7 protein-coding genes are annotated in these 10,423 nt (G+C 42.9%); all 7 read left to right on the plus strand.

What is annotated here, in order from left to right; all coding sequences use genetic code 11:
• Positions 1–516, plus strand: a 516-nt coding sequence (locus VIN08_RS25480) for an RNA polymerase sigma factor (protein WP_331971677.1), incomplete at its 5' end; no start/stop codon positions are given.
• A complete protein-coding gene (locus VIN08_RS25485) occupies positions 500–2,938 on the plus strand; it encodes an outer membrane beta-barrel protein (protein ID WP_331971680.1) in 2,439 nt (812 codons plus the stop codon). The genes VIN08_RS25480 and VIN08_RS25485, both read left to right, overlap by 17 nt.
• A 2-nt stretch (positions 2,939–2,940) precedes the next feature.
• Positions 2,941–3,756: a SprB repeat-containing protein gene (locus VIN08_RS25490; protein WP_331971683.1), complete on the plus strand. Its 816-nt coding sequence runs from the start codon at positions 2,941–2,943 to the stop codon at positions 3,754–3,756.
• A gap of 43 nt (positions 3,757–3,799) precedes the next feature.
• Positions 3,800–4,336, plus strand: coding sequence for a YceI family protein (locus VIN08_RS25495; RefSeq protein WP_331971686.1), 537 nt, complete (start codon positions 3,800–3,802; stop codon positions 4,334–4,336).
• A gap of 5 nt (positions 4,337–4,341) precedes the next feature.
• Positions 4,342–5,226 (plus strand): DUF5777 family beta-barrel protein, encoded by an 885-nt coding sequence (locus VIN08_RS25500; protein WP_331971688.1) that lies wholly within the window; start codon positions 4,342–4,344, stop codon positions 5,224–5,226.
• A 461-nt stretch (positions 5,227–5,687) separates the two neighbouring features.
• Positions 5,688–6,317, plus strand: coding sequence for a response regulator transcription factor (locus VIN08_RS25505; protein ID WP_331971692.1), 630 nt, complete (start codon positions 5,688–5,690; stop codon positions 6,315–6,317).
• Positions 6,318–6,404: 87 nt separating this feature from the next.
• Positions 6,405–10,423, plus strand: a 4,019-nt coding sequence (locus VIN08_RS25510; protein ID WP_331971695.1) for a PAS domain-containing protein, incomplete at its 3' end; no start/stop codon positions are given.

The following is a 10,423-nucleotide window of genomic DNA, read 5'->3' on the forward strand; positions in this document are numbered from 1 at the left end:
AACCGTGAAGCACAGAAGGCTCTTTACGAGTACTTCTATGGGTATGCCATGAGTGTTTGTCTGCGGTATTCCAAAACAAGGGAAGAGGCTAAGGAAATATTGAATGACGGATTTATGAAGTTTTTTACACATGTACATCAACACGATGAACAGGCTTCAGCAAAATCATGGTTGCGAAAGATCATGATCAATACCGCCATTGACCATTATCGTAAAAACAATAAACACTATCATCATCAGGATATCGAAAATATAGCCGTTCAGAATATTTCTACCGGTGCTACAGGAAATGAGCAAGTGGCGTATGAAGACCTTATCGCTCTTGTACAAAAATTGCCGGACGCTTATCGTGCTGTATTTAACCTGTATGTGATCGATGGATTCTCGCACGAAGAAATAGCCGAACAGTTGGGTATTGTAGTAGGTACATCCAAGTCTAATCTCTTCAAGGCAAGAGAGCATCTGAAGAACCAGTTACGAAAAATAAACATCAACAGTTATGCGCAATATTTCTGATGATGAACTGGACAAACTCTTCCGCGATGCTGCACAACATGTAAAGCCGGAGTTTGATCCGCAAGACTGGGAAAAGTTATCGAATCGTATCGATCGCGATACACGCACAGGCAGGTATAAACGTGCGGGCTATATTTCGCTCGCGCTTTTACTTTTACTCGCTTCCTGGTGGGGTATAAACAAGTATAATGCTTCTTCAACAAAGAATATATCGGAGGTGGCTGAAACACCGGGCTCGCCAGAGAAGGTATTACCTTCATCACGCGCTGAGAGTGATTCCGATGCTATATCTGAGCAGGTTAAGAGTGATTCGTCCGTTCATGGGGATGATAAACATGCATCCCCGGAAGGAAATGCTCATGCAGAGAGTGATGGTCGTTCTGCCGATCAGAAGGAAATATATACTGAACCAGCGCAGCGATCATCCGGAGAGTTATCTTCTTCGAAAAATGACAGGGATGCAGAACAAAGTATATCGAAGGCGGAACGAACAAGTAGTGTGAATGCATCGGCCGATAAGCGCAATCAGCGTCAGGCAGCAGCGATAGCATCACAGACATCCGATAATAATAACAAGGCTAACAATACATCTTCTTTAAATTTTTCGCAGGAGAGATCCGGTAAGCGAACGGATCCTCGTAAAAGTATCAGAGGGGTGAAGGATGGAAAGGTATCAGGTCATGGCGATGGTTTATCATCGCCTGACGCTGATACAATTGCGTTGGTCGCAAAAAATAATAATGAAGCACAGAAACAATATACCGCATCGTTATCCGGTAAACAACCCGGGAAAAATCCGTTGAACGAAAAGCAATCGGAACAACACTATGCCGAGGCAGAATCAAATGCCGATAGCAATAATAATTCAACAGCAGGAAATGCAAGCGATGCTGAGGCAAGCACTGTGAATAAAAACGCTGTGCAAGGTAGAAACGGAAATATACTTTCAGTAACAGACGCTTCTGCTGGTAAAGACAAAACACAAGAAACTGCTATAGGCGATGATAAGAATGTTACAGTAACGAACGCTACTGCTGCAAATACAGGTATAAATGGGAAAACGGGCGAAGCAGGAGCTGCCAGCGGGCAGAAGAAATATACTCAAGCTTCGCAGGAGCATTCAAATGATAGTATATCGGCTGTAAAAGGAAATGCCACGGGTAATAATGCTGCCGTTGGTAGTGCTGCTACAGGAACAGTTGCTACTGGTAAAAATGGTCGTGGCAATTTATCTGACAGTACTATAGAAGGCACTTCGAAGCAAAACCAGGTTACACCTGTTAATGCTACGGAAAGAAACAAACATTATAAAAGCGATTCTGAAAAGACTATAAATGTCGCGGGTAATTATCAAGCCGTTGATAGTAGCAAAGGAACTGTACAAGGTGTGGTTATCGAGAACCAAAAGAATGATCTGCTCGATCCTGCAAAACGCAATAGTATAGCATCAGGAGAAAATGCGAAATATATACCTTCTTCCAATGGAGATAGCGTGACGATAAGCCGGAAGGAGCGCGAAGGAGCTAACCATAACGCGAACCAGTTTAACAGTATCGCTAATAAACAGAATGAGGCTGTTGGTAGTACTGGTAAAGAAAAGACTTCAGGTGTTTTGAGTGAAGATACAGCGAACAATACTACTGGTGAAGTACAGGGAGATAGCAGTAGTATAATAAAACAAAAGGCGGATGCTACAGCGACTCAGGATCAAACAAAATCATCTACGGCCGACAGTCTTGTAGCGAAAGCAGACTCCGTAGCTAAAACTAATAACCATCGCGATTCTGTAGCAACGGAGCAACAGGAAGAGAAGAAAGAAAAGTCTCAGAGAAAAAGTAAATGGTTTGCCAAGTTGGTAGTGTCACCGGATTTTAGTGCAGTAGGCTACACCAGGCCTGGTAAGCCGGGAACAAATATAGGCTTGCTGGGAGAGTACTCTCCATCGGGTCATTGGGGACTTAGTATAGGAGCTATATGGTCGAAGAAGTTATACGGTTTGTCTGATCCGGGTATGACCTATAGTAATAATGGTCATTCAGCCTGGGCAACGTACCTGGATGGTGATTGTCGCGTTCTCGATATTCCCATTAACGTAACCTACTATATTATGCCTGGTGCACGATTAAATGTATATGCTACAGTGGGTGCATCGTCATACCTGATGTTGCGCGAGAATTATACCTATACCATGATGTCGGATACGATGTATGAGTATTACTATTCAGAAAATTATAAGAACAAGAACAACAACTGGTTTAGTATGCTCAACCTCTCTATTGGCATACAGTACAGAATCAGCGAACGCTTTTTGTTCCAGGCAGAGCCTTTCCTCAAAGCTCCGGTGTCGGGTGTAGGACAAGGTAAAATTGATCTCGTAAGCCTGGGATCGTTCTTCACGCTGAAGTATCAAATCAATAAATAAAGATGGTTCGGAAAGTAAATTTTGCAAGTGCAGTTGTATTGGCTGTTCTTTTCTGGCGATGCACCAATCACGTGGAGGTGGCAACAGTGGATTGTAGTTTAAATCCTACTGCTATAGCAGTGGAGTCCACAACAAACCCTACAAGTTGTGAGAGCTTTGATGGCGCTATAACTGTAACGGGTTCCGGTGGCGAAACGCCCTATCAATATAGTATAGATGGCGGAGTAACGTTCCAATCATCAGGAGCGTTTACCGGCCTGGGGGGTGGTACATTTATAGTGACGTTAAAAGATTCGAAAGGATGTGAGAGTCAGACAGAATCAACGTTGACTATACAAGGTTCCGATCTGGCGGCTACGTATGAAGCAACAGCGGATTCAGAATGCCTTTCTGATAATGGAACGATAACGATTAACGCTACCGGTTCGCATACACCTTTTCAATATAGAGTAGGGTCAGGCAGCTTTGTATCTGATGGTACATTTACCGGTTTGGGCGAAGGCACCTATAGCATTACTGTAAAAGATGCAGAAGGTTGTTCGCTGGCCATCAGCGCTACCGTTGCGCATGGCAATACAGGTATAACCTGGAGCAATGATATCAAAACAATCATTGATGCTAATTGCGCTGTTTCCGGTTGCCACGTGAGTGGAGGACAGAGTCCTAATTTCACAAACTTCTCCAATGTACAGAAGAATGCGAGTCTGATAAAATCACGTACGGGCAGCAGATCTATGCCACCCGATGGAAGAACGATCACACAAGATCAGATCAATTTGATATCGTGCTGGGTAACTGACGGAGCACTACAGAACTAAAGTTGTTTTATTCTAATTAACCATAACTAATCCACAAACAATCATGAGAGTATCGATAGTCGTGTTGATGGTAGCCTGTTCGGTGGCCAGCACATTTGCGCAGAAGTATACCGTAAGTAAGAGCATGATTACTTTCTATTCGCACGCAGCGATCGAAGATATAAAGGCTGACAACCAGAAAGCCACCAGTGTATTTTATTCAAACACCGGAGATATAGCGTTTGTTGTGCCAATCAATGAATTTCAATTCAAGAAGTCGCTGATGCAGGAGCACTTCAATGAAAAATATATGGAGACTGAAAAATATCCGAAGGCAACCTTTCAGGGCAAAGTATCAGGCTATGATGCTGCAGTTGTAACATCACAGAATGTAACTGCGAAAGGTAAACTTACTGTACATGGTGTAACCCGCGATGTAGAAATACCAGGCACCATTGAAAAGTCGGGCGATAACCTGAATATGAAGTCTGTATTCATTGTCAAGTTAGCCGATTATAAAGTTGATATACCTAAGCTGATGTGGCAAAATATAGCCGAGCAAGTAGAAGTAACTGTACAATTTACCTATAAACCTCAATAGTAAACATGCGATTATTTTCAAAAGGGGCAATATCCACTGCGTTGACATTGCTTGCCACTGTGGCCTTTGCCCAGGATGATTTGTTGAAAGAACTGGAGTCTACTTCGGAGCAGGAGCCGGCTTATGTAGCACAAACTTTTAAAGGTACTCGACTGGTAAACGGACATACCGTAGAAACTGTAGGAAAGGGAACACTCGAATTTATTTTCTCTCACCGTTTTGGTCGCCTCAACCAGGGATTGTATGAGCTGTACGGATTGGATGATGCGTATGTACGTCTTGGTCTTGAATACGGACTTACCGATAAACTGGATATAGGTATAGGAAGAAGCTCTACCGATAAAACAGTGGATGGATACCTGAAGTATAAATTATTAAAGCAGTCGAAAGAAGGTGTACCGGTTACGATCACACTTTTTGGAAGCACGGCCTATAAAGCATCTCCGCGTGATGCCGATGTACCGGATGGGTTTGAACGCACCGACAGACTTGCTTATACCGGACAAATGTTGATTGCGCGCAAGTTCACGTCAGCGCTTTCTCTGCAATTAATGCCCACATTTGTACATAAAAATTACGTGGCATTGGATGAAGGAAAAAATAACCAGGTTGCTCTGGGGGTGGGCGGACGATTGAGGCTCACGCGTAGCGTTTCAGTGAATGCCGAATATTACTACCGCCTAAATACGGATGATGCAAATCCCTATCGTGATGCATTGGGTTTTGCCATCGATATTGAAACCGGAGGTCACGTTTTCCAGATCATTCTTACAAACACGCGTGGTATGACGGAACGCTCGTTTATTACCGAGACAGACGGGAAATTCTTTAAAGGAGATATACATTTAGGCTTTAATGTTACACGTGCTTTTCAATTAAAGCGTAAGTAACAAACGGGGTATAGAAATAAGATATAGTTTATTTTTCGTCCGCTAAAAGATTAAAAAAAGCTTCAGGTATTTTTTTACCTGAAGCTTTTTTAATGTCCAGATGTTCGCAAATGGGTATCAAATGTTGCCAGCAAGTAATATAAAATGACTTCGTTTTACTGGTTAGGACTGAATAGGAGACATCAAACGTGTCAAATTATCGGGATATACAGTTAACAAAATACCCCGTGCAAAAGTCTATACAGGAAACTGTGTGATACAAGTACACCTTTTTGTCATCCCATAATACCGTAAACATACTAAGGGTATATACATATTTGTCTATGCGTAGCCAATCACTGCTATCATATGTTAGCCACGTTATCTTCCGTTGGTAAATCCCTATAAAACTTACTTGAGAAAGGTCAGCGACTGGAGAAGGAGTCGTTGCGTGAGAGCCGGAGAACTTATTTAAAATAAATATGATAAAGCTAATTGTAATTGACGATCATGCCTTGTTTAGAATTGGTCTGGTATCTATTCTCAAAAAAGATCCTCGGTTCAGTATAGTAGGGGAGTTCAAAAATTTCAGCGCGGTGAAATCTCAGATTAACGACATCCATGCAAACCTGGTACTGATCGACATTTCGCTGGACAAAGAAAGCGGACTGGATGTTGCCAAGTATGTGAAGGAAAAAAAGCCCGGCATTAAAGTAGTTATTCTCAGTTCGCACAAAGAAGAATTTTACATCGTTAATGCTATGGAAGCCGGTATAGATGGCTATATCCATAAAGATGTGGAGTCAGAAGAACTGATTCTTGGTTTGCACAAAGTTATGCAGGGCGAAAAATTCTACTCGCTCGAAATATCCAATCTCCTGGTGAGCAGCCTCTATAAAAAATCCTACAGAGGTCTTCCGTTCCTCACTAACAAAGAAAAAGAAGTTGTTAAATACCTTATTGAAGGGTGCTCCAGTAAAGAGATCGCTGCACGCATGGAGGTAAGTCCGCGCACAATCGAAACACACCGGGCAAACGTGCTTGGAAAATTTGATCTGAAAAATACCACCGAACTGGTAGCAAAGATTGCCGAACAGAAAATCCGGTTCTGATTTTTCGGAAGAATGTCTTTTTGAGATATACTCCGAATAAGAGTCTGTTGATTTTATTATAAATATAGCACCCTGGAAGTACTGTATATGAGGAAAGGATTGTGTCTTGGTTTGCTGGTATTTATGCTTGTGGCAAAGCATGCCTGTTTGGCGCAGCAATCGGTAGTTGACAGTTTATATGCCGTTTTAAAAACTCTTCCGCAAGACACAAATCGTGTCAATACACTGTCTGTGCTATGCGATGAACAAAGCTATCTCGATAACGAGAAGATGCCTGCAATAGCACAGGAAATGATCACGTTGTCTCAAACTATTAATTTCCCCAGAGGCGAAGCCAAAGGCTATATATTTCTGGGAGTATATAACGGACGCAGCGGGAATCCTACCAAGGCCGTTGATTTTTTTCTGAAAGCCCTGCGCATATACGAAGCGTTGCACGACAATAAACGTATAGCGGCCTGCTACAATAATGTCGGTGTTATTTTTCTTGATCAAAAAGACAGTGATGAAGCGCTGAAATATTTTAACAAAGCACTTGCTGTCTGGCAAAAGCTTGGATTTAAAAGCGGTATATCACGGATATGGAGCAACATTGCCTATATACATGAAAATGCAAACCGTGATTCTCTCGCACTGCAATACTATATGCGCGCGTTGGAGATAGACCGGGAAATTGATGATAAGCCTTCGTTGGGCAGCGTGCTGTCGTCAATAGGAGGTATATACTTTAAAATGGGAAAGCTGTCCGAAGCCATTGCATGGGAAGAGAAAGCCCTTAAAGAAGTAACAGGCTGCGGATCTGTGTCGCTATATGCTGATATCTATGGTATCTTGAGCGAAATATATATTGCTCAACACAAAACTCAGGAAGCGTTGGAAGCTGCCAGAAAGGCGCTGCAATATGCACGTGAATCAAATATAAAAGGTAACATAGCCGATAGTTACCTTCAGATGTCTAAAGTATACGAGATACAAAAAAAATATGACCAGGCTTATATATACCAGTCGCGCTATATAGCACTGAACGATAGTTTGCAGGGTGCTGACGCGAGGAACTCCGTGGAAAGTTTGAGACATAACTATGAAATGGAGAAGAAGGAGATGGAACTTTCGGTGATGTCGCATCAACGCGATCTCGAAGTATATAGAAGAAACTCTTTGATGATCGGTCTTGCCGGTGCGGTCTGTATTCTTCTGTTAATCCTGAGCCGTCAGCGGTTATCATTGAAGAGGCGGAAGGAAGTTGAACGCAAAAATCAATTACTGATACGCGAGCAAGTGTTGCGTCATGAAAGTGAAGAGAAATACCGGTCGTTGATAGAAAGCACACTGCTTGGTGTTTGTATTGCTGAAGACAATAAAGTAATCTATGCAAACAAAACGTTGCTTGATATTTTTGGATATACCGACCTGGAGAAATATAGTGATGGAGATATGCCGCATGTTGCCATGCATGCAACTCCGGAAACAAGGACATTAATAGCCGATCTTATCCGAAAGCATGATGAAAGCGGAGCATTGTTTCGATCCATCATCGGACATTTTTACGACAAGGATGGCAAGATACGGTCGTTTGAAGTACAAGCCGATAACATTGTATTAAGCGGGAGACACTGCCGCATGTATGTACTGATCGAAGTAACGGAGAGGCTGGCGGCCGAACAATCTTCACGCGAGATGGAGAAACTATTCCGGTTATCACTCAATTTTTCAAATATAGGCAGTTGGCGCTGGAACTTTCTGACAAACACATTGCTCTGGTCTGAAACAACCTATAAGATATATACCATGTCGCCAGCGGAAGGTATTACAGACGATAAATTCATGGGATGTGTACACCCGGACGATCGCGAGAAAGTAAGGTCACAGGCTTTTGAATGTGTAGAGAAAGGCGAACCTTACCAGGTGGAGCACAGAATTTATACTGCCAATGGAGACATACGTTGGGTGCGATTAAAGGGCGATGTATTCCGTAATGCCAGCGGACAGGCAATAGAAATATTTGGTGTAGCCCGTGATGTTACGGAATCGAAACTGATCGCTGAAGAACTTCGGCTGAGCAAGGAGAAATATCAAATGCTGGCGGAAGCCGGACATGAAATGGTGGGGCTGTATAATTGCAGTGGTGTGATGGAGTATGTATCTCCTGCTATAACCACAGTGCTGGGATATATGCCCGAAGAAGTGGTGGGTGGAAGGTTGATCAATGCGTGCATCCATCCGATGGATCGAAGACGACTCATCCTTACGTTTAAAGAAGCTGCTAAATATCCTGGACGAAACTATACCGTGAAAGTCAGGATACAACGGAAAAATTCCGATGACTATGTATGGCTTCAAAAGAGTTTTAAAGCGGTACAGGATAAAGAAGGGAAAATTACTTCGATTCGATCGTTGTCACGCGACATCAGTTATGAGATTGAATACGAACAGAAGTTAAATCAATCAAACGCACGACTCACCAATTCACTGCGAGCCTATAAATCGCTGAACAAACGCCAGCATGTGTTGTTAAAGGAATTGCGAAAGCGATCGCTGCAACTGGAAAGTATAAATCATAAGCTGATCGACTCGCAGTATAAACTCAAGCAAGCATACCGCCAGCTGAAGATCAAGACAGATGCGCTGAACGAGATTGCCATCATTATTTCGTCTGATAGTAAAGGTATTGTTACCGATGTTAATCCTTTGTTTGAAAAGGTAATGGGATATACTCAAAGCGAAGTAATTGGGCGTGCTCACCGCGAGTTACAGACCTATATATCGGGTATACAAGGGCCTTCATTCTTTGACGCTATCTGGGAGCAGCTTCGCACCGGTAAAGGCTGGCGTGGTGAAGTTTGCTATCGTACCAAACAAGGCGATCTGGTCTGGTGGCACAAGCATATTGTTCCGCTTATGAATGATGGTGAGTTTGAAGGATACTTTTCGTTTAGCTATGATATAACACTGAGCAAGAAACGCGAAGAAGAGATCATTGAGGCGAAACACATAGCTGAAGCTGCTTCAGCGATTAAGGAAGATTTCCTTTCCGTTATGAGTCATGAGATACGAACACCGTTGAACTCCGTTATAGGTCTGTCAAATTTATTACTCAATAAAAATCCACGCGAAGATCAACAGGAGATCATCAAGACGCTGAAGAACTCCAGTGATAACCTGATGTATCTGGTAAATGATATACTGGACTATAATAAAATACAGGCCGGTAAAATCGAGCGCGAAGAAATTGCTTTCAATACACTTGAGTTCCTGCAGCAGTTCCAATCGGCATATCAACCTATCGCTCACGAAAAAGGGCTGGACTTCCGCGTAACGGCCGATGCTGTTATACCGCCTATGCTGATTGGCGATTCCATGCGTCTCAACCAGATATTGAACAACCTGGTGAACAACGCCCTTAAATTTACACAGCGTGGTTTTGTAAAGGTAAAGATATCGCAGACGGCAAGAACAGATGATACATGTCGCCTGTTGTTCGAGGTACACGACTCGGGTATAGGTATATCTGCCGATAAACTTCCAATGATCTTTAAACCTTTTCAACAGTCAGAGAAGTATATATCGCGAAAATTCGGAGGTACTGGGCTTGGGCTTTCCATCGTAAGAAGCCTTGTGGAGTTGCTCGGTGGAGATATATCAGTTAGCAGCGTGGCAGGCGAGGGCTCTGTGTTTTCGGTAAGCCTTCCATTTACCGTGGGGATTGAAAGTATACCGGAGGTTCGTCAAAAAGAGAAGCAGGATGTATCGTTGCTGGCATCATTCAGAGGATATCGCATACTCTATGTGGAAGATGTAGAGTCGAACCGTATGCTGATCAGTAACTATATGAAAGATTATGGTGTGGAGTGTACCATTGTGCCTGATGGTGAGCTGGCATTGTTCCATACTGCCAATAAAATATTCGATGTTATACTGATGGACATTCAGATGCCGGGGCAGGATGGATATGAAGTAACACGTGCTATACGGGCGCAGGAGCGGGGACGGAACATTCACACACCGGTAATTGCCTTTACGGCTGAGACGCTATCCGAAGAATTGAAGGAAAGGGTTGCCAGCAATAGTATACAAGACATTCTGACCAAGCCTTTCAAGTTTGATTC

It is taken from the genome of Ohtaekwangia sp., from assembly GCF_036568665.1.
In the GTDB taxonomy this organism is placed as follows: Bacteria; Bacteroidota; Bacteroidia; order Cytophagales; family Cyclobacteriaceae; genus Ohtaekwangia.

Excerpts from the sequence above, each read along its gene's own strand:
- VIN08_RS25495 (WP_331971686.1), top strand. The coding sequence starts at position 3,800 with ATGAGAGTATCGATAGTCGTGTTGATGGTAGCCTGTTCGGTGGCCAGC.
- VIN08_RS25500 (WP_331971688.1), top strand. The coding sequence starts at position 4,342 with ATGCGATTATTTTCAAAAGGGGCAATATCCACTGCGTTGACATTGCTT.
- VIN08_RS25505 (WP_331971692.1), top strand. The coding sequence starts at position 5,688 with ATGATAAAGCTAATTGTAATTGACGATCATGCCTTGTTTAGAATTGGT.
- VIN08_RS25490 (WP_331971683.1), top strand. The coding sequence starts at position 2,941 with ATGGTTCGGAAAGTAAATTTTGCAAGTGCAGTTGTATTGGCTGTTCTT.
- VIN08_RS25485 (WP_331971680.1), top strand. The coding sequence starts at position 500 with ATGCGCAATATTTCTGATGATGAACTGGACAAACTCTTCCGCGATGCT.